At 62.9% G+C, this 25,153-nt stretch carries 24 protein-coding genes; 15 read left to right on the top strand and 9 right to left on the bottom strand.

All coding sequences use genetic code 11. From position 1 onward, the window contains the following. The first annotated feature begins 74 nt into the window (after positions 1-74). On the top strand, positions 75-578 hold the full coding sequence (locus ACVOMB_RS16190) for a DUF4440 domain-containing protein (RefSeq protein WP_481532112.1): 504 nt from the start codon (positions 75-77) through the stop codon (positions 576-578). A 128-nt stretch (positions 579-706) separates the two neighbouring features. Here ACVOMB_RS16190 and ACVOMB_RS16185 read toward each other — a convergent pair whose 3' ends face one another. Further along, the gene (locus ACVOMB_RS16185; protein ID WP_481532111.1) at positions 707-1,153 is read right to left on the bottom strand and encodes a winged helix-turn-helix transcriptional regulator; all 447 of its coding nucleotides are present in this window, start codon (positions 1,151-1,153) and stop codon (positions 707-709) included. Between the two features lie 96 nt (positions 1,154-1,249). Here ACVOMB_RS16185 and ACVOMB_RS16180 point away from each other — a divergent pair, with 96 nt between their 5' ends. Then, positions 1,250-2,488: an MFS transporter gene (locus ACVOMB_RS16180; RefSeq protein ID WP_481532110.1), complete on the top strand. Its 1,239-nt coding sequence runs from the start codon at positions 1,250-1,252 to the stop codon at positions 2,486-2,488. 115 nt (positions 2,489-2,603) lie between these two features. On the opposite strand, the gene ACVOMB_RS16175 is transcribed toward ACVOMB_RS16180, so the two are convergent. After that, on the bottom strand, positions 2,604-3,185 hold the full coding sequence (locus ACVOMB_RS16175; RefSeq protein ID WP_481532109.1) for an ester cyclase: 582 nt from the start codon (positions 3,183-3,185) through the stop codon (positions 2,604-2,606). 290 nt (positions 3,186-3,475) lie between these two features. Here ACVOMB_RS16175 and ACVOMB_RS16170 point away from each other — a divergent pair, with 290 nt between their 5' ends. Continuing rightward, a complete protein-coding gene (locus tag ACVOMB_RS16170) occupies positions 3,476-4,153 on the top strand; it encodes a hypothetical protein (RefSeq protein ID WP_481532108.1) in 678 nt (225 codons plus the stop codon). Between the two features lie 48 nt (positions 4,154-4,201). Here ACVOMB_RS16170 and ACVOMB_RS16165 read toward each other — a convergent pair whose 3' ends face one another. Further along, positions 4,202-4,633 carry a hypothetical protein gene (locus ACVOMB_RS16165; protein WP_481532107.1) on the bottom strand — a complete coding sequence of 144 codons (432 nt, stop codon included), beginning with the start codon at positions 4,631-4,633 and terminating at the stop codon, positions 4,202-4,204. 323 nt (positions 4,634-4,956) lie between these two features. On the opposite strand from ACVOMB_RS16165, the gene ACVOMB_RS16160 reads away from it, so the two are divergent. Further along, on the top strand, positions 4,957-6,159 hold the full coding sequence (locus ACVOMB_RS16160; RefSeq protein ID WP_481532106.1) for a hypothetical protein: 1,203 nt from the start codon (positions 4,957-4,959) through the stop codon (positions 6,157-6,159). Positions 6,160-6,167: 8 nt separating this feature from the next. Here ACVOMB_RS16160 and ACVOMB_RS16155 read toward each other — a convergent pair whose 3' ends face one another. Both ACVOMB_RS16155 and ACVOMB_RS16150 read right to left on the bottom strand, forming a co-directional pair. Continuing rightward, positions 6,168-6,641: a hypothetical protein gene (locus ACVOMB_RS16155; protein WP_481532105.1), complete on the bottom strand. Its 474-nt coding sequence runs from the start codon at positions 6,639-6,641 to the stop codon at positions 6,168-6,170. Between the two features lie 263 nt (positions 6,642-6,904). Beyond that, complete coding sequence (locus tag ACVOMB_RS16150) at positions 6,905-8,023, bottom strand: alkene reductase (RefSeq protein WP_481532104.1); 1,119 nt, start codon at positions 8,021-8,023, stop codon at positions 6,905-6,907. Between the two features lie 457 nt (positions 8,024-8,480). On the opposite strand from ACVOMB_RS16150, the gene ACVOMB_RS16145 reads away from it, so the two are divergent. Beyond that, a complete protein-coding gene (locus ACVOMB_RS16145) occupies positions 8,481-9,620 on the top strand; it encodes an alpha/beta fold hydrolase (protein ID WP_481532103.1) in 1,140 nt (379 codons plus the stop codon). A gap of 92 nt (positions 9,621-9,712) precedes the next feature. Further along, entirely contained in the window at positions 9,713-10,372 is a 660-nt protein-coding gene (locus ACVOMB_RS16140; protein WP_481532102.1) for a glutathione S-transferase family protein, read from the top strand. Between the two features lie 67 nt (positions 10,373-10,439). Here the strand turns inward: ACVOMB_RS16140 and ACVOMB_RS16135 are convergent, their stop codons facing one another. Continuing rightward, entirely contained in the window at positions 10,440-11,411 is a 972-nt protein-coding gene (locus tag ACVOMB_RS16135; protein WP_481532101.1) for an HPP family protein, read from the bottom strand. 180 nt (positions 11,412-11,591) lie between these two features. Here ACVOMB_RS16135 and ACVOMB_RS16130 point away from each other — a divergent pair, with 180 nt between their 5' ends. The 5 genes from ACVOMB_RS16130 to bioD all read left to right on the top strand — a co-directional run bounded on the left by ACVOMB_RS16130 (position 11,592) and on the right by bioD (position 16,417). Continuing rightward, on the top strand, positions 11,592-12,380 hold the full coding sequence (locus ACVOMB_RS16130) for a hypothetical protein (protein WP_481532100.1): 789 nt from the start codon (positions 11,592-11,594) through the stop codon (positions 12,378-12,380). A gap of 133 nt (positions 12,381-12,513) precedes the next feature. Beyond that, a complete protein-coding gene (locus ACVOMB_RS16125) occupies positions 12,514-13,209 on the top strand; it encodes a TorF family putative porin (protein ID WP_481532099.1) in 696 nt (231 codons plus the stop codon). Between the two features lie 652 nt (positions 13,210-13,861). Beyond that, positions 13,862-14,428, top strand: a complete 567-nt coding sequence (locus tag ACVOMB_RS16120) for a M23 family metallopeptidase (RefSeq protein ID WP_481532098.1) — start codon at positions 13,862-13,864, stop codon at positions 14,426-14,428. A gap of 49 nt (positions 14,429-14,477) precedes the next feature. Further along, positions 14,478-15,770: an adenosylmethionine--8-amino-7-oxononanoate transaminase gene (bioA, locus tag ACVOMB_RS16115; RefSeq protein WP_481532097.1), complete on the top strand. Its 1,293-nt coding sequence runs from the start codon at positions 14,478-14,480 to the stop codon at positions 15,768-15,770. Further along, positions 15,767-16,417 (top strand): dethiobiotin synthase, encoded by a 651-nt coding sequence (gene bioD / locus ACVOMB_RS16110; RefSeq protein WP_481532096.1) that lies wholly within the window; start codon positions 15,767-15,769, stop codon positions 16,415-16,417. Before bioA ends, bioD begins: the two co-directional genes overlap by 4 nt. Positions 16,418-16,585: 168 nt before the next feature. Here the strand turns inward: bioD and ACVOMB_RS16105 are convergent, their stop codons facing one another. Next, the gene (locus ACVOMB_RS16105; RefSeq protein ID WP_481532095.1) at positions 16,586-18,946 is read right to left on the bottom strand and encodes a membrane-bound PQQ-dependent dehydrogenase, glucose/quinate/shikimate family; all 2,361 of its coding nucleotides are present in this window, start codon (positions 18,944-18,946) and stop codon (positions 16,586-16,588) included. Between the two features lie 120 nt (positions 18,947-19,066). Here ACVOMB_RS16105 and ACVOMB_RS16100 point away from each other — a divergent pair, with 120 nt between their 5' ends. Further along, positions 19,067-20,143 (top strand): SPFH domain-containing protein, encoded by a 1,077-nt coding sequence (locus tag ACVOMB_RS16100; protein WP_481532094.1) that lies wholly within the window; start codon positions 19,067-19,069, stop codon positions 20,141-20,143. After that, positions 20,143-21,342 carry a TFIIB-type zinc ribbon-containing protein gene (locus ACVOMB_RS16095; RefSeq protein ID WP_481532093.1) on the top strand — a complete coding sequence of 400 codons (1,200 nt, stop codon included), beginning with the start codon at positions 20,143-20,145 and terminating at the stop codon, positions 21,340-21,342. Before ACVOMB_RS16100 ends, ACVOMB_RS16095 begins: the two co-directional genes overlap by 1 nt. 262 nt (positions 21,343-21,604) lie before the next feature. Here the strand turns inward: ACVOMB_RS16095 and ACVOMB_RS16090 are convergent, their stop codons facing one another. Continuing rightward, positions 21,605-21,964 (bottom strand): DUF1428 domain-containing protein, encoded by a 360-nt coding sequence (locus tag ACVOMB_RS16090; RefSeq protein WP_481532092.1) that lies wholly within the window; start codon positions 21,962-21,964, stop codon positions 21,605-21,607. Positions 21,965-22,617: 653 nt separating this feature from the next. Here ACVOMB_RS16090 and ACVOMB_RS16085 point away from each other — a divergent pair. After that, positions 22,618-23,634, top strand: a complete 1,017-nt coding sequence (locus ACVOMB_RS16085; RefSeq protein WP_481532091.1) for a hypothetical protein — start codon at positions 22,618-22,620, stop codon at positions 23,632-23,634. Positions 23,635-24,122: 488 nt separating this feature from the next. Here ACVOMB_RS16085 and ACVOMB_RS16080 read toward each other — a convergent pair whose 3' ends face one another. Next, on the bottom strand, positions 24,123-24,512 hold the full coding sequence (locus ACVOMB_RS16080; protein ID WP_481517598.1) for a DUF6165 family protein: 390 nt from the start codon (positions 24,510-24,512) through the stop codon (positions 24,123-24,125). A 130-nt stretch (positions 24,513-24,642) separates the two neighbouring features. Here ACVOMB_RS16080 and ACVOMB_RS16075 point away from each other — a divergent pair, with 130 nt between their 5' ends. Further along, complete coding sequence (locus ACVOMB_RS16075; RefSeq protein ID WP_481513339.1) at positions 24,643-25,047, top strand: hypothetical protein; 405 nt, start codon at positions 24,643-24,645, stop codon at positions 25,045-25,047. Positions 25,048-25,153: the final 106 nt, after the last annotated feature.

Here is a 25,153-nt window from a genome sequence, read left to right as displayed (position 1 = left end):
TTCGTCGGACGGGCGCGCGGCGAGCGGAAGATGCATGCCACGCTGCGCCTGGTCATCCCGCCGAGTACCTCACCATGCTGCTGCTCACCTTGCCTTTGCTTGCTGCCGGAGTTGTTGGCGCCGCGCCGACGGTCAATCCGCTCTATGACCAGATATTCCAGGCGGATACACAGCTGTTCACAGCGGCATTTGAAGCGTGCGATGCCGCCAAAGCCGCGGCCATGACCACGCAGGACATGGAGTTCTTTCACGATGAGGGCGGTAAATCTGCCAGCAATCGTGCCGATTTCCAGCACTCCATCGCGACCATGTGTGATGACCAGCGCGCAGGCGTGCGGCCAAGGCTACGACGGGCGTTGGTAAAGGAATCCCTGCAGGTGTTCCCGATGCAGCAGGACCGTGCCCTGGAGATGGGCGACCATCGTTTCTATCAGCGGGTCGGAAGCGGCCCCGAGCGCCTTACCGGCGAAGCTCGATTCGTACATCTCTGGCGCCGTGTGGAGGGGCGCTGGGAGTTGGAGCGTGTGATCAGCTATGACCATCACGGCGTCAAGGAGAAGTCGGGACAGGAAGACTAGTGGAGAAGACGCAGGGCTTCGCGTTCGAGGTGCACACAGGTTCTTCCAACTATCCGTGACGTTGTCGCAGACGCTGCGTTTTTGCTTCCTGCATCAACGGATAAGCAACCAACGCTGCGCCCCCAACATCACACCAGCTTGCGCACCTGTGTATCCGACGGTGCCAGTAGCGCTCCGTCCTTTCCTTGTGGCCGCATCAATGGAACCGGCTTGCCAGTGCGGTTGTCGAGCAGCTGCGAGTGGCGTTCGCCGCGCTGGTAGAGATGCTGTTCGCCCCACTGGCGCAGGGCGACCAGGATAGGGAACAGGCTCTCGCCTTTGGGTGTGAGCACGTACTCCTGATAGGCGGTGCCGTCCGATGCGGCATGCAGCTGCAGGATGTCCGCGTCCACCAGCTTGCGCAGGCGGTCGGTGAGGATGTTGCGGGCCACGCCCAGGCTGCGCTGGAAGTCGCCGAAGCGGCGCACACCATCGAATGCGTCGCGCAGGATGAGCAGCGACCAGCGGTCGCCGACAAGGTCGAGGCTGCGTGCCACCGGGCAGGGTGAGTCGTGTTCTGGGCTGCGACGGGACATGGCGGCTCCTGTGGATGCATCCATTGTAGTTGCATTTTAAAACCGCAGTCCGCTAGCATTCATCTGGTTGCTATTTGCAACTGGATTGGATCCGGCATGAATCTGCCATTGGAAGTATCCCCGGTACGCAGCGAGGCGATCGCAGCGCCTGCGGGCAATTCGATGCCTGCAGGATTGGTGTGGCTGTTCGCCATCGCCAGCGGGCTGTGCGTGGCCAATGTGTATTACGCGCAGCCGCTGCTGGACTTGCTCGCCGCATCGTTGGGCATCAGTCTGGCCGCCGTTGGCAGCGTGGTGACTGCAACGCAGGTTGGCAGTGCTTTGGCCTTGTTGTTACTGGTGCCATTGGGCGACAGAGTTGAGCGACGCCGCTTGATGTTGGTCCAGCTGCTGGCCTTGGTGGTCGCACTGCTGTGGGTGGCATGGGCGCAATCGCCGTGGCTGCTGTTGGCGGGCATGCTGGTGGTTGGCTTGCTCGGCACGGCGATGACCCAGGGCCTGATCGCTTATGCAGCCAGCGCCGCCGGCGATGGTGAGCGCGGGCGGGTAGTGGGCGCAGCGCAGGCGGGTGTGTTCATTGGCCTGCTGATGGCGCGGGTGGTCGCTGGTGGTGTTGCTGGCCTGGGCGGCTGGCGCAGCGTCTACATCGTCGCGGCGCTGACGATGCTGCTGCTGGCTGGGCTCCTCTACCGCAAGCTTCCGCGCTTGCCTGCGAGCGCAGTAACAGTGAGTTACGTGCAGCTGATTGCGTCGATGGCGCGGTTGCTGCAGCAGGACAGGGTGCTGCAGATCCGTGGAATGTTGGCATTGCTGATGTTCGCGGCGTTCAACATCTTCTGGAGCGCGCTGGTGTTGCCGCTGAGTGCGCCGCCTTACGGCTACTCGCACACGGCTATTGGTGCATTCGGGCTGGTCGGCGTGATCGGTGCGTTGGGTGCCACTGGAGCGGGCCGATGGGTCGACCGCGGGCGAGGTCAAACCGTCACCGCGATGGCTTTGTTGGTGCTGCTGCTGGCGTGGTGGCCGCTGTCATTGATGTCGCAGTCACTATTGGCATTGGCGGTAGGCATCGTGCTCTTGGATCTGGGCGGGCAGGCGCTGCATGTCAGCAACCAGAGCATGATTCTCCGCGAGCGGCCTCAGGCACATAGCCGATTGGTCGGGCTGTACATGCTGTTCTATGCGATAGGTAGCGGGGTTGGTGCGATTGCCACCACGGCAACCTACGCACGCGCAGGCTGGAGTGGTGTCTGTCTGTTGGGTGCGGCGACTTGTGGCGTTGCCGGAGTGTTCTGGCTTGTCACTCGGCGCTCCATGCCTGAGCAGCTGCGGTAGCGAACAGCTTCACTCGATAGGTGGATGCAGTGGCCCGGGCGCGCGACGCCTACCCGGGCCACCAGAGCGATGCTTCGGTGCATCAGTCGGCATGTTGGAGTGAGTGGTATCGACCTCAGTTGCCAACACCGATCTGCTTCATGAAAGCGGCGTTGTCCCAGTACAGGAATTCCTCCGTCATCTGCCCCTGTGCATTCCAGTGCCCAATAGTGACCATTGGCAGGCGGTACTTCTTGTTGGTGGGTTGGATCACGGTGCCGTCGGCCAGCACCATTGGTTTGCTGAAGGTGCCTTCGATGAAGCCGGCGACGGCCGTCCACTCGGCATTGGCCGAGCCGAAGCGCACCGGGTGCTCGGTGATACGGTTGTCGGGGGCGAACGTCCACATGAAATCCAGCTCCTTGATGTGGTCAGGCAAGCCGGTGGTGGTGTGGCCGTCCGGGTAGTGCACGACGATGTCCTTGGCGTGGCTCAGGTGCAGGTCATCCCATTGCTGCTTTGTATAGACGCGGAAATCCAGGTCGTCGAAGGTGGCAAGGTTCCTGGCCAGGGCTGGCGGCATTGCTTGCACTACTGGCGTTGCTTCGCCCACTTTGCTGGCAGGCCAGCTATTGGTCGGAGGATCTGCGGCATATGCGGTGCCAGTCGCGGCGAGTGCTACGGACAAGGAAAACGAGATTCTCTTGGTGGCATTCATTGAACGACTCCTGCGAGGTGTGCGCTGACGTAGCGACGTTCGTGGTGTTCCAGCCGTTGCCGAGAAAGTCGGCCGGGCAGGTTGGAAGCAGGGGAAGAATGAGCCGCATCTGGTTCCAAAGGTGTGAAGCGTGAGCGGCGTCGGATGTCGGCTTTCCCAGCCGCTTCTAGTATTGCTACGGTTACCAGCTCACGCGCTCAGTTGCAGGTGCAAAAAGCTACAATCGGCCGATTCCCACTGCGTGATCGGGAACTACATGGATGCAACGTACTGATTACCTGGGGTGGAAAATGAAAGTCCGAATTTTGGGAGTGTCGCTGCTTGTGGGCCTGTTGCTGGGTTGCAAGCAGGTGCCGGCAGGCGATGCAGAGGGCACCACTGCCGTGGCGCCGACGGCCGAGTCGCCGACCAAGGCCGGCGCAGGTTCCGATGACGGGATCGTGGACACCGAATCGTCCCCTTATGAAGAAGGGGATCCCGAGGGTGATGCACCTACGCCGGCGGCGTTCGACCATGAGCCAAGCTGCGAGGAAGCCCCGCTGGCGACGCATTTCTTCACCCTGGTGGGTGGCAATACCGTGGATAACTGCGGCCGCGCTGATGCCAAGGTGACGGCGGCATTCGATGCGCTGCTGAAGGACGCTGCCCCGCACGACCGCGCTGATCCGGATATGCCGTCGCTACGTGAGCGGCTGCTCAGCGGCCCCAGTGCACCGGGCGTGCCGAAGATACTGGGGAGCGAAACCTGGTGGTATTACACGGCCTGCCAGGCGCATCAGTGCGATACGCACCAGCTGGCGATGCTCTATCAGCCCGAGCAGGCACGCTTGGTTGGCCGGCTGGTTTCGCATTGCAAGGCGGTTTGGTTGGGCAACCCCACCGCCGAGCAACGTGCGCTCATCGACGAAACCCGGCCGCTGGATCCTGCACTGCTGAAGGACGACGGCACCTGCGAGGAAGCGGAGTAAGTGCTGTCGCCCGCACTGCGTTGACGCGTGGATCGCGGCCCGCTGTGCTCAGTTGAAGGGCTTCTCGAAGCTGCCATCCTCAAGGCTGGGCACCAGCAGGCGCAGTGCAGCCACACGTGCCTCGCTGCAGAACTGGCGGTTGGCCTTGATCTGCGCTTCGTGGAAGCCGACGCCTACGATTTCCTGGATCATCGGGTCCTGCTGGTACTGCGCCTGCAAGGCATCCATGGCCTTTGCCTTGTCCACGGCAACGCCACAGGCGCTTGCCGCGGCGATGCGCGACCAGGCGAACTGCAGGTTCGGGTCCCAGCCCATCGCGTCCGCGCCGGTGAAGCCATTGTCATAGTGGTACTCATAGACGTTGGCCTTGATCTTGTGGGCGCTCATGCCACCGCTGCCTTTGTAGGAGCCATAGTCGGCAGCCAACAGGGTGGGCGATGCGAGCAGTGTGATCAGTGCGACGGTCAATGTCGTCTTCATTGGAACTCCTTGGATTTCGATGGGAGATGATACTGGGCGCTTTCCAGTGCGCGGCACGTACGCCCGCGTGATATAGCGGCCAGCGCAGTGGTTTCTTTAACGCACGAGGCTGCAACGCCTGGGTGGCGGCATTGCAGTGCCGTCAGCGTCATGCGAAGGCTTTATCATGCGCGGCCAGGCACAGGGAGATGTGATGTGATCAAGCAGATGCGCGTAGCGGAGATTGGCGTGCCGTGGTCAGCCGTGCGGCATGCATCGGCGGCAGAGAGGGGCGCGGCATGAAGTTTGCGCTGATCCTGCTCCTTTGTATGGCGCAGGCGGGAATGAGCACTGCTGCTGTGCCGGAGGCTGTTGCTGCTACCAGGATTGAGTTGACTGCGGCGTCATCTGCCGTCGCTGCCGCGGTGATTGTGCCAGCGGCCACCGCTGCGGTTGCGCCGTCGCATGACGCCGATGCAGAGCAGCGCCGGGACAAGGGCAAAGGCGTACTGTTCCTGGTGGCGTGTTTTGTGGTGATCTTCCTCCTGATCGGATGGTTGGCCACCCACCTGTCACGGGAAAAACAGCAGGAGCCAACGCCGGCGCTGCCACGTGTTCCGGTACGGATGCATTGGTATGACGGCACCCAGTTGCCGATAGCGGACTGGGAGCGCATCAGCGAGGACGCTCCGGCAGGGATGGATGCAGAAGGCATGCATATCCATCGCACGTCGGCGGCAAAGGAGTGGCTGGAAGCCCTGAATCAGCGGCTCGGCGAGCACTACCGGATTACCGAGTCCGCTGATTTTCTGCTGCTGTCGAACCTGATGGATCGGCCCGGCGAGGTATTTCTTGCAAGCTGCCAGCGCCTGCTGTCGCGCATCAACCGCAGCCTGGGTGAACTTGCCGTCGAACAGAACCAGGGCAAGCATGTGGTTATGGTGTTCGCGGATCAGGAGGACTATTACGCCTATGTGTCGCACTACTACCCAGACGATGGCGAGTACGCGATGTCATCGGGCATGTTCATCAAGGCCGGTTACGGCCACTTTGTGATGCCGCTGGAGATCATCGACTCGATGGAGCCGGTTATCGCCCATGAGCTTACCCATTGCCTGCTGCAGCATCTGCCGATTCCGGCCTGGTTGAACGAGGGTTTGGCGGTGAATACCGAGCACACCTTGTATCCGCAACTTGCGGCACCGGGCGCGCAGATGTACTACCCGCATGAGATCGCCGCCCAGCATGCAGCTTACTGGAATGAGCAGAGCATCCAGGCGTTCTGGTCGGGCAAATCATTTCTGGCTGCGGACGATGGCAACCGGCTGTCCTACGATCTTGCCAAGAAGATCACTGCGCTCGCGGCAGGGGATGAGCGCGCATTCCGTGCGTTCGTGGTGGCGGCGCAGATGAGTGATGGTGGCCTGGCAGCAGAGCAGCATCTTGGCTATCCCATCCAGAACCTGCTTGAAGCGGTGTTGGGCGAGGGCGAGTGGACGCCGAAGCCGGATGCGTGGATGCAAGGCGTTGAGCGCGGGCAGTTCTAGGCAGGCTGTCAGTCGAGAAGCTGATACTGGTTCCTGCTGATCCGTTTTACGCGGATGAATTCGTAGTCGTCTGGGGTGCTTACTTCGACCGTTTCCTTGATCCAGTCTTCGGAATACGCCAAGCCTGATTCTCGCTGGAAGCTTGGGTTCCAGGAAATCTCATAGATAGGCTGATCGCAATCAGGGACGTAGCGCACACTGAACACGATCAACAAAGCCTGCGTGAGGGCTATGCGGTTGGCGTGCTTCCAGAACTCTGGATGCCTTGCCGCGGAAACCGCCGATGCAAAGGCCACAGCACATGGGATCTCCGCCGTTGCGTCGTCGATGGTCAGCTGGGCGGCCGCCAGCTTGCGTTCCATGGGGTAGGCGTCAACGTATTCGACGAAGACCAGGGTGGACCCATGCTGGAATTCGCAGATCTCTGGAGTGCGCCCGGTCCAATGGCCAAGCATGTTCTGCGGTAGAAGCGAGATGGTCATTTAGCTTGGTTCCAGTTGGGAGCGGTTGCTGCGGGAGTGCTGCAGCCCGTATGCCGGAGAGAAGCCATAGTCGCTCCGATGCCATCGGATTTTCATCCTTTGTGGGAGCGACGTCAGTCGCGAAGCCGGAAAACAGCACGCATGCGCCGGGCTGTGCAATTGCAGGGACACATGGCGTATGGAGCTTTGGCTTCGCGGCTCACGCCGCTCCTACAAGAGCGTTGCGAAGCTCCGCTTTGGGAATGCCGCGCGGAGCTTTGTTGTCAGCCTGCAGCGTTATAGGGCGGGTAGTCGATGTAACCCTTGCCATTGCCGCCGTAGAAGGTGGTCGGGTCGGCCTTGGCAAGCGGGTAACCATTGCGCAGGCGTTCGACCAGGTCCGGATTGCTGATGAACGGTACGCCGAAGCCGACCAGGTCGATCTGGCCTTCGTTGATCAGCTGCTGGGCTGAGTCGCGGTTCAGTCCACCGGCAAGAATCAAGGTGGTTTCCGCCAGCTTGCTCTTGATGGTCTTGAGCAGCGTGTTGAAGCCGGCCTGACCTGGCTCGCTGCTTGAGTAACCGGCCTGGTTCATCAGATGCACGAAGCTCAGCTTGCGCTCGCCGATGGCCTGGGCAAGCGCGGTATACGTCTCATCGGTCTGCGGGTAGGCCGGCATGTCGAAGATGTTGCCGTATGGCGAGAGGCGGATGCCGGTGCGGTCAGCGCCAATGCGCGCGACGATGGCGTCGATCACTTCCAGCGTGAAGCGGATGCGGTTCTCCAGCGTGTCGGCCGAGTATTGATCGCTGCGATCATTGACCAGCGGATTGAGGAACTGCTCGTGCAGGTAGCCGTTGGCGCCGTGGATTTCCACGCCGTCAAAGCCCGCATCAATCGCGTTCTGTGCGGCCTGGGCAAAGTCGTTCACCACCCGTGCCACTTCTTCGGTGCTCAGCTGGCGCGGCGCCGGCGGATCGACCATGCCGGGCTCGCCCTGTTCGGTGTAACCAAAGGCCTTGGAATTGGCGGGCTGCTTGCTGCTGGCACTGACCGGCGCACGGCCATCCTCCTGGATGGACGGGTGCGACATGCGACCGACATGCCACAGCTGCGCGACGATCTTGCCGCCGAGCGCGTGCACCGAGTTGGTGGTCAGGCGCCAGCCTTCGATCTGCTCCGGCGTATAGATGCCCGGATTGAACAGGTAGCCCTGGCCTTCGCGCGAGATCGGCGTGCCTTCGCTGACGATCAGCCCGGTGCTGGCGCGTTGGGCGTAGTACAGCGCCACGCGCTCGTCGGCGATGTCGTCCGGCGCGCGCGAGCGGGTCATCGGTGCCATGACGATACGGTTGGAAAGGGTGGTTCCAGCAAGCTTGTACGGTTCGAAAAGCGAAGTCATTTCGGTGTTCCAGGGAAAGCGATTGGGGGAGGGCATGGCCTGATGGCGGCGCATGACGGCTGCGGCCGGCAGCTGCCAAGCCGCTGACCCCCAAGACATGGGCATGGGCGTGTGTGCTCACAACGCGCTGAGATGGAAAGCAGAGTTGCGGTTTGCGGAATGCTCCAGGTGTTGGCCGGAATCGCGGTGGCAGCAGAAGGTTGATTGCCAGATGAGGCGGTCCTCGTCTTTTGTGGGAGCGGCGTCGGCCGCGAAGCCGGTAGGCCCAAAGCGACCGGCACCAAGGGATTACAGAATTTCTGTCAGCGGGAATTGGGCCGACTTCGCGGCTGACGCCGCTCCCACAAGAGCGGGGAGGGGGGCCGTGCCCAGTCTTCGACTTGAGATTGGCGTGCCAGCAACGCCCGCCCCGCTTTGAGCTAGCATCAGCGCAACCGGGAGCCAGGGACTGCCAAGCATGAAGATCGCCGTGATGTGCAGTCTGTTGTTGGTCATGTGGCTGCTGTTGGGCAGCACGCCCGTGTTGGCCGCCCCTGGCAAATTGCTGGAGGCCACGCAAACCGACGGCGCACCTGCCGGTACCAAGGCGTGGCGAATTCGTTACGAAACCACCGACGTCAACGGCCGCCCCACCCAATCAACCGGGGTGTTGGTTGCGCCCGATGGACCAAGCCCGGTGCAAGGACGCGACGTCGTGGCATGGGCGCATGGCACGGTAGGCATCGATGCCGCCTGTACCCCGATTCGCACGCTGGATCAGATCCCCGGGCTGGCCGACATGCTGGCGCGTGGTTGGGTGGTAGTGGCCAGTGACTATCCGGGGCTGGGTACGCGTGGACCGCATGCGTATCTGGCCGGCGACGCCACCGCAGCGGCCGTGCTGGATTCGGTACGTGCTGCTACCGCGCTGTCTGCCGCCGGTGCCAGCCGCAGCTTTGCGGTGTGGGGGCATTCGCAGGGCGGGCATGCGGCGCTGTTCAGTGCGCAGCGGGTGCGCGCCTATGCGCCGGACCTGCAATTGAAGGGCGTCGTCGCGGTATCACCGCCTACCGATCTGGTGGCGAACATGCAGCACGCCGACGCCACCGTTCGTGGCCTGTTGACTGCATTTACCGCGCGCAGCTGGTCCAAGGTCTACGGTGCCGATCTGTCCACCATCGCCAACAAGACCACGCAAGGTGTGATTGATCGCGCCACCAGTGGTTGCGAAGGCGATCCGTTTTCCGCCGCTGCGCTGGTCCGCTTGGTTCGCCTGCGTGCGCGGCTGGGCAGTTTGGATCTGAGCCGGCGTGCGCCCTGGGACGGATTGATGGCGCGCAATTCCATCACCGCGCTGCCAGCCGGCAGCGCACCGCTGCTGCTGGTGCAGTCCGATGCTGACGGCTTGATTGCCACGCCGGTGACGCAGGCGTTCTTCGAGCAGAGCTGCAAGCGTGGTGCAATCGCAGGCTATCTGCGGCTGCCGGACACCGGTCATGCCAATACGGCGATTGTCTCGGCGGATCAGGCCATCGCCTGGATCGCTGCGCGCTTCAGCGGGCAGCCGGCACCCAGCGACTGTGGCTTGGCGATGAAGGCCAGTGCCGGCAGCGGGTAAGAGATGGACTGTTGTTCATCGATCGCATGGGTTGAACGGTTTGTCATGGCAGCGTGACATCGCGCTGCGGTTTCGATCACGGAGGTTTCGCCATGTCGCTGCTGCTCTACGGTCATCCGTTCTCCTCGTATACGCAGAAAGTGCTGATCGCGCTGTATGAGAACGCCATCGTCTTCGAATTCCGCCTGCTCGGGCCAGACACGCCTGAATACATAGGCCAATGGCTGCAGCGCTGGCCGCTGGGAAAGTTTCCATTGCTGCTCGACGGCGACCGCAGCGTTGTGGAGACCAGCATCATCATCGAGTACCTGCAGCTCAAGCACGCCGGGCCGCTGCGGCTGCTGCCCGAAGATCCGCTGCAGGCGCTGGACGTGCGCTTCCATGACCGCTTCTTCGACCTGCATGTGATGAGCCCGGTACAGCACGCCGTGGGTGGCGCCTTGAGTGGCGATGATGGCAAGCGCGATGAGGCGCGTGCGTTTGCGGTACAGAAGCTGGAACTGGCCTACGCCTGGTTGGAGAGCCAGTTGCCGGGTCGGCAATGGGCAGCTGGTGACAGTTTCTCGCTGGCCGACTGCGCAGCAGCACCATCGCTGTTCTACGCCGACTGGACGCACCGCATCAGTGACGACTACCCGTTGCTGCTCGACTATCGCCAGCGGTTGCTGCAACGGCCATCCTTCGCGCGTGCGGTGGATGAGGCGCGCGGCTACCGCCATCTGTTTCCGTTGGGCGCGCCTGAGCGAGATTGATTGCTCGTGAACGCGAGGGTGCTCGCTCAGGTATTCATTGCAGCGTGCAGCGCGCTGGCTACCTGTGTCAGCTAGCCAGCTTGGCCCAGCGCCCAGCCTCGCGCAGCGACACTTCGAAGCGTGCCCATTGGCGCAGCTCTGTGGCGCTGGCATGGCCAATATCACCGATGCCGTCACCGGCAACCACGGCATACACCAGGCGGTCGGCAGCAGGGCCGGACAGTGCGGGTGTCACCGATACCCGGCGCACGCTCCAGGCCCGTCCCAAGCGGCCGTTGCTATAGCAGCGGCCGGGCTCGATCAGCTCCGGGTGCAAGGCATCGCGTTCGGCGTTCTGCTTGGCCAGTTCCAGCAGCTCGGTGAGGCTCTCGTCGGTGATATCGACGAAGGAGTTGAGCTGGCCGATGGCGGCGTGGAAGTCTTCCTGGGTCAGGTCAACGTGGCGTTGCGTCGATGGCACAGCTACGGTCTGCTGGCGACGCCGATGCAGATGTACCGGGTAGCGGCGCCAGGCGAAGCAGGCATTGAACGCGACCCCGGCCAACAGGATGGCGGCGACGTTGATCGCCACCGGGGTGAGCAGATAGTGATAGCCCAGCGCATGCACATCGCTGCCGCCAATCACCGCGGCAAGCGCGGTAGCACCGCCCGGCGGGTGAATGCAGCGCAGGTAATGCATCGCGCCTACCGCCAGACCCACCGCCAGCGCGCCGGTCCAGGCCTGTTCGGGGAACATCAGCTGGCAGCTGACGCCGATGAAGGCTGATACCAGGTGGCCGGCAATCACTGCCCACGGCTGCGACAGGGCGCCATGTGGCACGGCAAACACCAGCACGGCGCTCGCTCCCATCGACGCCAGCAGAATCGCGCCACCGGCATGGTTGAAGCCGCCCGGGAAGCCCCAATGGGTGATCTGGTAGACCACGCTGATGCCGATCAGCGCGCCCAGTGCTGAGATCCACTTTTCGCCATGACTGGTCTGGTTGCGCTCGATGCTCAACCAGCTGCGCAGAGGATGCAGGGGCTTGCTGCTGGACATCATGGTGGTTGATGGACGAGGGGAGCACTATTTTGCCGGGTTTACAGCGTCGCACATGAGTCCATATGAGTTCTTTGGCCGCTTGCTGATGTGGATTTGTTTGGTCGTCATGCCGTGTTTACAGGCTACGGGACGCCAAGGAGGTAGGATGCAGCTGCCTCCCGTCTGTTCAGTTGCGTGATGATTTTTGGACCATTGATCTCATGGCCGTTCCTGTTGCTGGTGTTTGTGTTGCCGCTGGTCGGCGCCGCGGTGGCGATCGGCTTGCTTGTGCAGGCCTGGTGTTTCCATCGGCACGGCCAAGGGGGCTGGAGCAGCTTTTTCGACTGGAAGACGCGGATCAGCACTGCTTTCGTTCTGCTGGTGACGGTGTGGGTAGCGGTGCTGGTCTTCAAGCTGATTCAGTTCAAGCTGGAGTTCGACGTTGAGAAGTGGCAGCGGAGCAGCCGCGCGCAGTTCGTTCTGCAACGTGATTTCCAGTACGGCGAGTTCACCGTTCCCAAGGGCACGCTGGTAAACCGCTATGACGTATTCGACAACGGTGAGCCACAGCGGCGGCTGGGATTGCGTGGGTTGGATGCGCTGGAGTTCCCGCTGCCAGTGCAGCTGGCAGGCCTTTGGACTGATGCGATCGAGACGTCACCCGGACGCATGCGGCTGACTACCGATCAACGCATCAGCCCGGTGTATCACACCGATCCAGAGAGCGGTGACTGGGTAGTCGATCACTCGCGTCCTTTCATCGATTGCCGAGCCGGTGAGAACGCCTGGTTCCACGCACCGTTGATCGACTATGACATCCAGGCGGAGTTCCTTACCGGCGAGCCAGATGGCGCGGAAGCGCGCTTCAAACCCAGCCAATGGCAGTTCACTCATTGTGAGAGCGACTGGGTGCCGATGGAGATAAAGCCGGCCTTTGCCGAGCCGATGCCGGCGGGCGCGACACGGCAGGTGTTCACGCCGGACTGATCCATCGCAGCGGGGAGGACGGTTTTACGCAGATTTGATGCGGACCTCGGCTTATCGCCATCGTCGGTTTATGGGAGCTGCGTGAACAATTCCGCATCGCCGCGCAGCTCGCGCGGCCGCTTTCGGAAAACCCATGAAACGCTCACGTTCTTCGTTGTACTTCGCTGCACTTGTTGCCCTCACCGCCAGCGCGAATGCACTGGCCGTCGACACCAGCGGCAGCGCTGCCTTGACCAGTGACTATGTCTGGCGCGGCTCTACCCAGAGTCAGGGCGATGCCGCTGTGCAGGCGGGCTTCCGTGTAACCGGCGACAGTGGTGTGTATGCGGCTGTGTCCGGCTCCAGCGTCGAGTTTGCCCCGGAGATGCACGCCAGCAGCGAGTTGGACTTCATCGTTGGCTGGAACGGCAAGCTGGCCGACGACTGGGCATTGGATGCCAATCTGTTGCATTACCGTTACCCGGCCACGACCGTCGACCTGAACTGGACCGAGCTCAACACCACGTTGACCTGGAAGGACAATTACTGGCTGTCGATGGGCTGGTCGCCGGAGGCGCTGGGCACCACCCAGGATGGCCTGTACACCCAGCTTGGCGCGCGCCTGCCGCTGTCACCGCAGCTGCGGCTGGAAGCCGCTGCGGCTTGGTACCAGCTGCAGGATGCGGTGGGCGGTGGCTATGCACATGGCCAGGTCAGCGCGATCTGGATGGTGGTAGCCCCGGTCGAGCTGCGCCTTAGCGGCCATTTCACCGATCGGAACGCACGTGATCTGTTTGGCGACAAGGCAGCTGGAACTCGTTGGGAAGCTGCCGTGCAGGCATCGTTCTGACAATCGCCAGTCTTGCGGGAAGGCCGCTTTTGTAGGAGCGGCGTCAGCCGCGAAGCCGGCACCAATGAGCGGTCGGGTAGTCCGCGATCTTCTGGGGTGTGAGCTTCGCGACTTACGTCGCTCCCACAAGAGGGCAATATGGCTGATGCTGCGTGAGCTACATCAGCCAAATTTTAATGCGGACGGGTCATCATTTCACCGTTGATCAACCGCTGCGTGCGATCTTCCCCTTCGAATACGCAGCCTGCCCCCAGCGAAGCTCAGCGATAAATGGATGCAGGCAATAAGGGCGATGACCATGGCGGCTTCACCGCGGCTGGCCAGGAATGCCATCAACAGGCCTATGAATCCCAGGATTGAAAATGCATCAAACAGTATCCGACTGAAGCGCCAGGTGGCGGCCAGAGTCAGCAGGTACAGTGCGACTGGCAATGCCGGTGTCCGTGCGATGTAGTAAATGGTATCCACGTGCACCACACATCGTTGAGTGATTGGTGAGGAAGCATGGGCGCAGTGCGTGTGCTGTGCATGTGCTCAATGTGAAGCGAAATTGAAGCCGGAAGGCCGGTTTTCGCGAGATGAAAATGTTCTGGAAATTCAACTCAACGGTCTGTTAGCTTTCGGTTTTTCGCATGTATGGCGCAGGCCGATATTGAACGCTTCGGAGCCAATCATTTCATCGCGTGTAGTGCGTTTGAGTTTGTTGCTGGTGGTGCTGGCCTTGACTGGAAGCTGGCTCTGGCGGCAACCATTCGCAGTGGTCGCCCGCGAAGGCTGGAAGCTTTCCCGCCTACCAGCGCCAACCACAATCGTCGTACCGGTGCAGGGCATCAAGCCGCGGCAGATTGCCGATACCTTCGGCGCCCCACGCGGCCGTGACCGCAAGCACCACGGTGTGGATATCTTCGCCAAGCGCGGTACGCCGGTTGTCGCCTCCACCCAGGGCGTGGTGGCAGCGGTACGCGACAGCGGCCTGGGTGGACGCCAGGTATGGGTGATCGGGCCGGCTGGGCAACGGCACTACTACGCACATCTGCAGGACTGGCTGCCGGGGCTGGCCTATGGGCGCATCGTGCAGGCCGGCGATGTGCTGGGCTTCGTCGGTGACAGCGGCAATGCGCGCGGTACCCCGTCGCATCTGCACTATGGCATCTACGGCGGTGACGGCCCCTTCGACCCGCTACCGTTGATGCATGCAGGCCAGCCGCGCAAGCGGTAAGGTACGCCCCCTGCAAGCCGCCTTCCCGCGGCGTGGTCTGTGCTGAACGATGCTGATTGATCAATTCGACCGTGAACACCTGTGGCACCCCTATAGCGCCCTCGGCAGCCCGGTGCCGGTGCTCAAGGTTGCCCGTGCCGATGGCGTGCTGCTGCAGCTGGAAGATGGCACCCAGCTGATCGACGGCATGGCCTCGTGGTGGTGCGCCATTCATGGTTACAACCATCCGCAGCTGAACCAAGCGGTGGTTGACCAGCTGGGTCGCATGTCGCACGTGATGTTCGGCGGGCTTACCCACGAGCCGGCCATCGCCCTGGGCAAGCAGTTGCTGCAGATCGCGCCCAAGGGGCTGGATGCGATCTTCTACGCGGACTCCGGTTCGGTGTCGGTGGAAGTGGCGCTGAAGATGGCGATCCAGTACCAGGTGGCGCGCGGCAAGCCGGGCAAGTGCAATATCGCCACCACGCGCTCGGGCTATCACGGCGATACCTGGAATGCGATGTCGGTATGCGATCCGGTTACCGGCATGCATGGTTTGTTCGGTACGTCACTGCCGACGCGACGCTTCGTGCCCGCCCCGCAGACACGCTTTGGCGAGGACTGGAACCCCGCCGATATCGCGTCGCTTGTGCAGCTGTTTGCTGAAAGCGCGGATGAGCTGGCCGCCTTCATCATCGAGCCGGTGGTGCAGGGCGCGGGTGGCATGCGCTTCTACCATCCGCAGTACCTGCGCGAGCTCGCACGTTTGTGCCGTGAGCACGATGTATTGCTGATCTGCGATGAGATCGCCACCGGCTTCGGTCGCAGCGGGCGATTGTTTGCCTGTGAGCATGCAGGCATCAGCCCCAACATCCTGTGCATTGGCAAGGCATTGACCGGCGGTTACATGACCTTGGCGGCCACGCTGTGCACGCGTGAGATAGCCGACGTGATTGCCAGTGCCGAGCCGGGCGTGTTCATGCACGGCCCGACCTTCATGGCCAATCCGCTGGCGTGTGCGGTGGCGCTGGCCTCGGTGCAGCTGCTGTTGTCTCAGGATTGGCAGGGCAGGGTGGCGGCGATCGAGCGTCGACTCGAGCAGAGCCTGGCGCCTGCGCGTGCCTTGCCGCAGGTGGCCGATGTGCGTGTGCTTGGGGCAATCGGCGTGATCGAATTGAAGGCATCGTTGCGGCTGGAACGCATCCAGCAGCGGATGCTGGACCACGGCATCTGGATCCGGCCGTTTGGCCGGCTGGTCTATGTGATGCCGCCGTTTGTAATCGACGATGCACAGCTGCAACAGCTGTGCGATGCCATGGTCGCGCTGGTGGCCAGCCTGCAGGAAGAGGATATGCGCGCATGAGCGGCAAGATCGTATTTGTCAGTGGCATCGATACCGAGATCGGTAAGACGGTGGTCACCGGTTGGCTGGCACAGCAATGGGCGGCGCAGGGTGAGAGCGTGATCACCCAGAAGCTGGTGCAGACCGGCTGTGTGGGTGCGTCCGATGACATCCTGCTGCACCGGCGCATCATGGGCACCGGCTTGTTTGATGAGGACCGCGACGGCACCACGATGCCGGTGTTGTTTGCCTATCCGGCATCGCCGCATCTGGCTGCACGTTTGGAGCAGCGTGCGCTGGATCTTTCTGCAATCGAAGCCGCTACGGAGCGCTTGTGCGAGCGCTACGAGACCGTGTTGATCGAAGGCGCCGGTGGCCTGATGGTGCCGCTGACCGAGCAGCTGCTGACGATTGATTACGTCGCGCAGAAGGGCTGGCCGCTGTTGCTGGTGACGTCCGGGCGCTTGGGTTCGATCAACCACACTTTGCTTTCATTGGAAGCGCTGGCTGCGCGTGGAATCGCCTTGCATGGCGTGGCCTGGAACAGTCGTGATGACAGCAGTGATGAAATGATCGCGGCAGATAGCCGAGGGTTCATCAAGGACTGGGTGTTGAAGCGGTTCCCGGATGCGGTCTGGTATGACGTGCCGAGGATTGATCTGGGCTGATTGGGGTCATTGCGAAAGGCACCCCTCCCCAACCCTCCCCTGCGCGTTGCGCAAGGGAGGGAGTTGATCGTGCAGCACTGAGCTGTTGCTTGCGCTCCCTCCCTTTGCCGAAGGCAAGGGGAGGGTTGGGGAGGGGTGCTCCTGCTCCTGCTTCAGTCGCTTGGATCGCTATTTCTTCAACTTGTAAGCCAACACATAATCGCCAGCCTTGGTCCCGGTCGAACCGTGACCGCCTGCCACCAGCAGCACCATCTGCTCGCCCTGGCTGTTGAGGTAGGTCATCGGCGTTGCTTGTCCGCCAGCTGGAATACGCACATCCCACAACACCTTGCCGCTGGCCAGGTCGTAGGCGCGGAAGTTGTCGTCGGTGGCCGCGCTCATGAAGACCACGCCGGTTGCGGTCAGCATCGGCCCGCCAATGCCAGGTACGCCGATGCGGATTGGCAGCGGCAGCGGTGATAGATCGCGGATGGTGCCGTTGCGGTGCTGGTAGGCGATCTTGCCGGTGCGCAGGTCTGCGGCGGCAACGGTTCCCCACGGTGGCACCTGGCAGGGAACACCGATTGGCGACATGAAGGGCGTCATTTCCACCGCGTAGTCAGCACCTTTGTTCTCGTTCAAACCGTGCTCGCCCTTGTTCATTGCGCGGCCGCTGGTCTCACGTTTGGGCACCAGCTTGGAGACGAAGGCCAGGTAGGTCGGCATGCCGAACATCACCTGTCGTTGCGGGTCCACCGCCACGCTGCCCCAGTTGAAGGTGCCGAAGTTGCCCGGATAGATCAGGCTGCCCTGCAGCGTTGGCGGCGTGTAGCGTCCTTCGTAACGCAGCTGTCGGAACTGGATGCGGCACAGCATCTGGTCGATCAGGCTGGCGCCCCACATATCGGCTTCGCGCAGCGGTTTGGGCTCGAAGCTCAGGGCGGACGTAGGTTGCGTTGGTGCGGCAAATTGGCCGGGAATGTCCACGTACTGCGGTGCGGTGCGTTGACCGATGGGCAGCAGTGGTTTGCCGTCGCGGCGATCCAGCACGTATACGTCGCCCTGTTTGGTCGGCTGTACCAGCGCCGGTATGCGGCCCTGCGGCAGGTCCAGATCGAGCAGCACCGGTTGCGCCGGGGTGTCCATGTCCCACAGGTCGTGGTGCACGAACTGCTGCACCCAGCGTACCTGACCACTGGCGATATCCAGGGCCACTACCGATGAGGCATAGGTTTCTTCGGCCGGGCTGCGGTACATGCCAAGCTGGTCGGGGGTGCGGTTGCCCATCGGGAAGTAGGCCAGGCCCAGCGCTTCATCGGCGCTGGCCACCGACCAGCTGTTCGGTGAGCTGGGCGTGTAGACCTGGTTGGGGTTGTTCGGGTCCAGCGGCGCAGTCTGAGTGGGATTGCCCGAATCCCAGTTCCACAGCAGCTCGCCGCTGTGCACGTCATAGGCGCGGATCACCCCGGATGGCGAGTTGATCGCATAGTCGTCGTTGACCGCACCGGCAACGATGACCTTGCCGCCGGCCACCAGAGGCGGCGAAGTGGAGTAGTAGTAGCCGGCCTGTTTGAACGGCATGTTGTGCAGCAGGTCGAGCACGCCGTTGGTGCCGAAGTCGCTGCAGTGCTCGCCGGTGTGCGCGTCCAGCGCATGCAGCTTGGCATCGGCGCTGGGCAGGAATACGCGGCTGCTGCAGGTGTGCGCCGTTGTTGGCGCGCCTGCCGCTGCTACGGCTGGGGTGGTGGTGGCTTCGGTGTAATACGACAGCCCGCGGCAGGTCTGGTGTTGGCGCTGCGGCTCCATGCCGGCACCCGGATCAAACTTCCACAGCACCTTGCCGTTGTCTGCATCCAGTGCGAACGCCAGGCTGTGTGGCGTGCACAGATACAGGGTGTTGCCGATCTTCAGCGGGGTGACTTCGTAGGTGGTCTCGCCCACGTCCTGCGGCAGGCGTATGTCGCCGGTCTGCATCTGCCAGGCCAGTTGCAGCTGGCCGACATTGGCCGGGGTGATCTGCGCCAGCGGCGAGTAGCGTTGGCCGTAGCCACTGCGGCCGTAGGCCTGCCACTCGCCCTCCGGCTGCGCGCTGTCGCCCAGCGCCGGGCTGGCGTTGACGATGTCCATCGGCAGGCGGCCATCAATCTCATGCAGATGCCGTGGGATGCCGGCGAAGGCAACCGCCGCCACCCCCAGCGAGGCCAGCAGCACCGGCCAGCCGGCTGGGCCGGTATAGCCACGCGGGCTGGAGCGGCGCGTGGCCGGCAAGGCCATCAGCAGACCGAGCAGGGCCGGTACGCCCAGGCGGGTGGCCAGCGGCCACCAGTACAGGCCGGCCTCCCACAGCGACCAGCCCAGCAGCACCAGCAACCAGCCGGCGTACAGCCATGTCGGCCAGCGCCGGTGTCGCCACAGGCCCCAGGCGACGGCCAACAACAGCAGGCCGCTGAGCAGGTAGAACGGGCTGCCCTGCAGGGCCAGCAACCAGCCGCCACCCAGTGCCAAGGCCAGCCCGAACAGGGTCGTCAACAACAGGGTCAGAACACGCATGGCGTCCCCGCAGCATCCAGAAGTTGCGGCCATGCTGCGCCACGGCATGTCTGCGTGGCGTCACGCGCGTTCTTAACATTCCCGCCGTAGAATCACAGCCTTGCCGACCAAGGACTGAGCATGAGCATTCTGGACTTCATCAGAAAGGAACTGATCGAGATCATCGAGTGGACCGATGACTCGCGTGACACGCTGTCCTACCGTTGGCCGGACGATGACCGCCAGATCAAGAACGGCGCGCAGCTGATCGTGCGCGAGTCGCAGATGGTGCAGTTCGTCGCCGCCGGCCAGTACGCCGATCTGTTCGGCCCGGGCAAGCACACGCTGAGCACCCAGAACATCCCGGTGCTTTCGACCATCCTGGGTTGGAAGTACGGCTTTGAATCGCCGTTCAAGTGCGACGTCTATTACCTCAATACGCGTCTGTTCACCGGCAACAAGTGGGGCACCTCCAACCCGGTGATGATGCGCGACGCCGATTTCGGCGTGGTTCGTCTGCGCGCGTTTGGTACCTACGATTTCCGCATCGTCGACCCGCCGAAGTTCCTCAAGGAAGTGGCCGGTACCGACCAGAATTTCCGCCTGGATGAGTTCGCCGACACCATGCGCTCGCGCATCGTCAGCGTGTTCACCGAGGCGCTGGCCAAGGCTGGCGTGCCGGCGCTGGATGTGGCCTCGCGCTACTCCGAGTTGGGTGAGGCCTTGCTGCCGATCATCAACCCGGCCATGACCAGCAAGTACGGCATCGAGGTCACCAGCTTCATCCTGGAAAACGTGTCGGTGCCGCCGGAAGTGGAGCAGGCCATCGACAAGCGCTCGAGCATGGGCGTGATCGGCAACCTCAACGACTACGTGAAGTACCAGATGGGCCACGGCATGGGCGAGGGTGGCGAAGGTGCCGCCGCCGCTGCGGTGCCGGCACAGATGGCGATGGGCTTCGGCATGGCGCAGGAAATGATGCGCAACATGCAGACCGGCGCACCGGTGGTGCCGGGCGCTGCGGTGCCGCCGCCGTTGCCGGCTGCCGGCGATGCTGCCGTGCTGGACGTACTCACCCCCGAGCAGGCCGCGCAGGCCTTGTCGGTATCGGTTGAGGACGTAATGGCCTCGATTGCCGCAGGTGACCTGAAGGCACGCAAGATCGGCAATGCCACCCGCATTGCCCGCTCGGCACTGGAAGAGTTCCTGCGCGGCTGATGAACAACGCAACAGTTGGCAAACATCCCTGTCCGGAATGTGGCGGGGATCTGCAATGGAATGCCACCAAGCAAGCCTTGGCCTGTCCCTACTGCGGCACCATCGTGCCGCTGTCGGAGGCGGCCGAAGGCGTGGGCGATGGCAGTGCCGGCGTGGTCGAGCAGGATCTGCTGGCGGCACTGAAGCGGCTGCAGGACGAGGCGGCCCAGCCGCCACCGCTGCCACCCAAGCCGCAGGCCGGGGTGGTCGGCATGCTGCAGAGCATGGCCGCTACCCCGACTGAGCAGCGCGGCTATGGCGCGCAGCCACGCGAGGTGCAATGCCAGAGCTGTCATGCGATCTCGGTGTTCGTCGATGGCAAGGTGGCTGACCGCTGCGAGTTCTGTGGTTCGCCATCGATCATCGACCACGAGTCGCTCGGCGATGCGATCACCCCGCAGAGCGTGCTGCCGTTCAAGATCAGCGACGGCCAGGTCCGCGACATCATCCGCAAGTGGTATGGCACGCGCTGGTTTGCGCCGAGCAAGCTCAAGCGCGCTGCACTGACCGATACGCTCAAGGGCATGTACCTGCCGTACTGGACGTTTGACGCGCAGGTTGCCGCGCGTTGGACCGCCGAGGCTGGTCACTACTACTACGTCACCGTCAGCTACCGCGATTCCAAGGGCAACAGCCAGACCCGGCAGGAACGACGCATACGCTGGGAACCGGCATCCGGTTCGCTGCAGCACTTCTTTGACGACGAGCTGGTGCCGGGCACGGTAGGTGTGCATCCGGAACTGCTGGCCAAGATCGGCCAGTTTCCGACCACTACTGACCTGAAGCCGTACACGCCCGAGTTCGTACGCGGCTGGACGGTTGAGCGTTACCAGGTGGATCTGCGCCAGGCCGCGCAGCAGGGTGAGGCGCAGATGCAGGAGCAGACACGCTACCTGTGTTCCGAGCAGGTGCCCGGCGACACCCAGCGCAACCTGCAGGTGCAGGCCACGTACAGCAAGCGCACCTTCAAACACATCCTGGTGCCGGTGTGGTTGGTCAGCTACACCTATGGTTCGCGCAGCTTCCAGGTGCTGGCCAATGGCTATACGGGCCAGCTGGCCGGTGAGCGTCCTTACAGTGCGTGGAAGATTTTCTTCGCGGTGCTGGCTGGTGTGCTCGCGTTGCTGGTGCTGATGTACGTGCTGGGGATGGCGCAGTAACGGCGCGGTTGTTGTTGTCGTCGCTCAGCCAGCCCGGGCTGCAACAGCCGGGTTTCCGGCCTTTGATTGTTGTAGGAGCGGCGTAAGCCGCGAAGCAGGTACATCATCAGATTGCACAGACGCTGATTGCGTCAGCGATGTCGGCTTCGCGGTTTACGCCGCTCCTACAAAAAGCGCAGCGATCATGCTCGACCATTCCGGCAAGTCTCATATGTCCGGCAAGCTGCTGCGCTTACCCGCGTTACAGAGCTGCACTGCAGGCCTAATCACCCATATGCAGCACCGGCATGAAGCCACCATAGATCAGCCGCTTGCCATCGAACGGCATCGGATTGGTGGCCGGGTCCATGCGTGGGTCTTCCATCATCTTGCGCATGCCGATGTCACGGGTGGCCTTGTCCGGCCACTCTATCCACGAGAACACCACCGCTTCATCGTCCTTGGCCTGCACGGCGCGGTAGAAGTCGGTCAGGGCTCCGTGAGGCACATCGTCGGACCAGCATTCGGTCACCCGCAAGGCACCGAACTCGATGAACAGGGCATCGGCGATGTGCGCGTGTTGGATGAACTTGGCCTTGTTGGCCTGCGGCACGGCGGCCAGGAAACCATCTACGTAAGACATGCTGGGCCTCGCGGGGTGAGCGGCATTGGAGGCCGCCTTCAGTGAAACAGCGGTAACAAGCAACATCGATTCTGCGCCGGGCAATGTTTCGGCCTTGCAAAAACTCCGTTGCGCGCCGCCCCGGCATGCAGCGTAAGCGCGGTTCTGTGGTCTGGCGCACAGCTGATCGGCGACGGACCGCCCGCGGCATTGATATTGATCAGGGTCGGCTGGCGTCGGCCTGCCGACAATGGCCTTGCTACGGGTAAGGCAGGGAACATGAACGGGCTTGGCAGAATGGTGTTGCGGGCTACGCCGGATGGCGTTGCCAGCCCAGGAGGCAGGTGCCGCGATGCCGTTTCGGTCGTTGTGGCTGAAGCGGGCAGGGCGGCAATAGAAGATTCAATGAATGCCCATCGCTGCCGTTATGGGGAGACGGCTCATTCAATGGCGGCGTCGGCAAGCTGCCGCGCGCGGCAGAAGGCGTCCTTCGTTGATCAGATCGCGTCATTGCTTGTGCGCCAGCAGCCGCCGTGAGCGCGGAGGTGTTGGGCGAACCAGCTGCGTCAGGCGAGGTCGTCTGCTCCCCGCCACACACGCTGGAACGTTGCAGGCCAAGGACATACCCGAAAGATCGCATACCGCCAGCGTTGGCTGGCACCAGGAGAGTAGTGATGCAGTTTGTTTCCCGTAGTGCACTGGCCGCCGCGTTGGCGGCACTCTGCCTGCCGGCTGTGGCCTGGGCACAGGACGCCGCGCCGGCCACCAAGGTGTCGGCGCAGATTTTCGTCAACGCCAGCCAGTTGGATCGTGATGGCGTGGTCACTGACGATGAAGGTCTGGCGCTGGATCTGAAGCGCACCTTCATCACTGTGGATCATCGTTTCAACCAGCACTGGACGGCGCAGGTGACCACCGATGTGCAGTGGCTGCGCAACAGCGATCCCACCGACGTGTGGTTGCGCCATGCCTACCTGCAGCGCAGCTTCGGCAAAGGCAACTGGCTGCGGCTGGGCAATGCACCGCTGCCGTGGATCCAGCAGGAGTCGGCGCGTGATGGCTATCGCTATGTCGATGGCGCCCTGATCACCCGCAGCAAGATGGGCAATGCGGCCGATTACGGTGTGCATGGCCAGTACACCCGTGGCGACTTCACCTACGCCGCCTCGGTGGTCACCGGTGGCGGTTACCAGAAGCCACGCCTGGGCAATCGCCCGGACGTCGAGGCGCGGGTAGGTTGGGCGCCGGCCAAGGGCGTTGAGCTGGCCCTGGGCGGCTATCGCGGCACCCGCGCGCTGGATGCCGGTGATCGGCCACGCGAGCACACCGCGCAGCGCTGGAATGCGATGGCCAGCTGGGTGGGCGAGCGTGGCCGGATCGGCGCGCAGTACTTCCGTGCGGAGGACTGGACCCGGGTGGTCAAGCCGGGCAGCGATGACCAGCGTGGTTGGTCGGTGTGGGGCAGCTACCAGCTGAGCCCGCAGTACGCGCTGCTCACCCGACACGAAGAAACCCGGATGAGCCTGGACATCGATCCGCGCACCCGCGAGCGGTATCACTTGGTTGGGGTGGAGTGGAAACCGAACAAGTACCTGCGATTGGCGGCGGTGGCCAAGCAGCTGAAGCAGGAAACGGCGAAGAAGTCGCTGGAAAGCCATGAAGCCGGCTTGTGGGCGCAGATAGCGTTTTAAGCGTTTTGCGCTAAACCTCCGGCGAGGCCGGCGTTGCTCCTCCCCTTTGGCGCAGCCAAGGGGGAGGTTGGGAGGGGGTCGGCTTTTGCTTGAAGCTTTGAGGTTGCCGCTAAGAGCACCCCTCCCCAACCCTCCCCTTCGCTACGCGAAAGGGAGGGGGCCTGGCTGCTCGCGCGGCAGGGAGCGCTTGGCTCCTCCCCTTTGGCGCAGCCAAGGGGGAGGTTGGGAGGGGGTTGGCTTTTGCTTGAAGCTTTGCGGTTGCCGCTAAGAGCACCCCTCCCCAACCCTCCCCTTCGCTACGCGAAAGGGAGGGGGCATGGCTGCTCGCGCGGCAGGGAGCGCTTGGCTCCTCCCCTTTGGCGCAGCCAAGGGGGAGGTTGGGAGGGGGGTGGCTTTTGTTTGAAGTTTTGCGGTTGCCGTCAAGAGCACCCCTCCCCAACCCTCCCCAACCCTCCCCTTCGCTACGCGAAAGGGAGGGGCTCAGCGGCTTACTCGCCCTGGTACTGCTTTTCTTCAACCAGCGCCGAACCGGCCACGCGGTTGATCTCGTTCTTGACCACGATGCGCTCGCCGTTGGTGCCGTACACGCCGCGCGCCAAGGTGATGAACTCCGCGCCGAAATCCTGTGCGGCTTCTTTCTCGCGCAGGCGGTCCTGGATTTCCCACATGCGCTCGTTGATGGCCTTGAGCTGGTCTTTGAGCGCGGTCAGTGACGGACGCGCTTCCTGCTGCGACAGCCACAGCGGCCACAGGCCCTGCAGCTCGGTACGCACGTTGGCCAGCTTGGCGGTGTCGGTGATGCGCTCGGCCTTGATTTCGAGGATGGTGATCTTGTCGATCAGTTCGCCAATCGATACCGGGGTGAGTAGGGTCTGCACGTTGTGGCCGCCGTAGATTGCTGTAATGCGGCAATGATAGCGCTCTGCCAAAGGTTGCCAATGAACCGGTATTGGCGCTCGGGCAGCGGCAATGCGCACAATGCGGGCCCATACCGATCAGGACTTGCCGATGCTGCTGCGTTCTTTCGCCACCGCTGTATTGATGCTGGGCGCTGCTAGCGCGCACGGCGCCGAGGGCCTGCAAGGCGCTTGGCAACTGCAATCGGGGGAGTTCATCAATCCGGAAGGGGCGGTCGTGGATTACGCCAGCCAGAAGCTGGCCGGCACCAAGATATTGGCCGATGGCCGTTTTGCCTTCACCACCACCAGCGATGGCAAGTTCTGGGCCGGCGGCTCAGGCACCTATCGCAGCGCGGACGGGCAGTATGTGGAAACGCCGTTGATGGCGTCGTATCCGCTGGAAAACGGCGGCAGCTACAGCTTCCGCTACACCCTGGAAGGCGATGTATGGACGCTGGAGCGCTGGGACGGCGAGCGCCGGGTTGAGCGCGAAGTGTGGAAACGCGCGCGCTGAGAGGATTCTGCGGCCGATGGTTTTGTGGGAGCGGGGGGAGCGGCGGGGCACCGTTGAGCATGGGTTGACCCAGCATGAAAAGAGCGCAGGAGACCCCCCGGGGGCG

Source organism: Stenotrophomonas sp. STEN018 (assembly GCF_056760235.1).
Note: the sequence above shows the minus strand (reverse complement) of the source record. Positions and strands in the feature narration are given on the sequence as shown.